Genomic DNA, 702 nt, shown 5'->3' with positions numbered 1-702 from the left:
TCGATTGGCACTGAAGGGGCAGCAGCACGCGGGCTCAATATTGGCGCAACATTCTTTGTGCTAATGGCAATTGGCGTTTGGTTGGTCTCAGTGTCGATTACCTCAGTGGGCGTGATCAGCTTTATTGGTTTGATAGCTCCGAACATTGCGAGGCATTTAGGTTTTCTAAAGGCCAAATCTGAACTCGTCGCAAGCTGTGTATTAGGTGCGCTACTGCTTTGTGTGACCGACAGCTTGGCGATTTTCTTGGCGCAATGGTCTTTGGATATGATTCCAACAGGAACGGCAACCGCGGTGATTGGCGCTCCAGCGTTGATCATAATTGCGAGAAAGCAATTATCGGCTCAAGATCAGCTGTTTTTCTCGATGCCTAAAGGCCCAAAGTTTATTTCACCTTTGGCTTACTTCTTGTTAGGCACAATGATTTTTGGGCTGTTGGCGTTGAGTACGCTCTCACAGCCTTCTTCTGATATGGGCTATTTTGTTATCCCAGACGCATTTGAATGGTCGATTCGTTGGCCGAGAATATTAACGGCGATATTCGCTGGTGGCGGTTTGGCGGTGGCGGGCGTGATTTTACAAAGGTTAGTCTACAATCCGCTTGCAAGCCCGGACATTCTTGGTGTGTCGGCGGGCGCTGTTCTGGCGTTGATTTTCAGTAGCCTATTTATGGGTTATTCGATTCACTCATTGAGCCCTTGG

The 702-nt window shown here is 48.4% G+C and carries 1 protein-coding gene; it reads left to right on the top strand.

Annotated elements, in window-relative coordinates; genetic code table 11:
* Window positions 1-702 (top strand): iron chelate uptake ABC transporter family permease subunit (locus tag AB4653_RS27975; protein WP_372105893.1); only part of this gene is annotated, 702 nt, incomplete at both ends.

This window comes from Vibrio sp. 10N.222.48.A3 (genome assembly GCF_041475345.1).
GTDB lineage: Bacteria > Pseudomonadota > Gammaproteobacteria > Enterobacterales > Vibrionaceae > Vibrio > Vibrio tasmaniensis_A.
The sequence above is the reverse complement of the archived record's forward strand: the minus strand, read 5'-3'. Positions and strand labels throughout refer to the sequence as shown.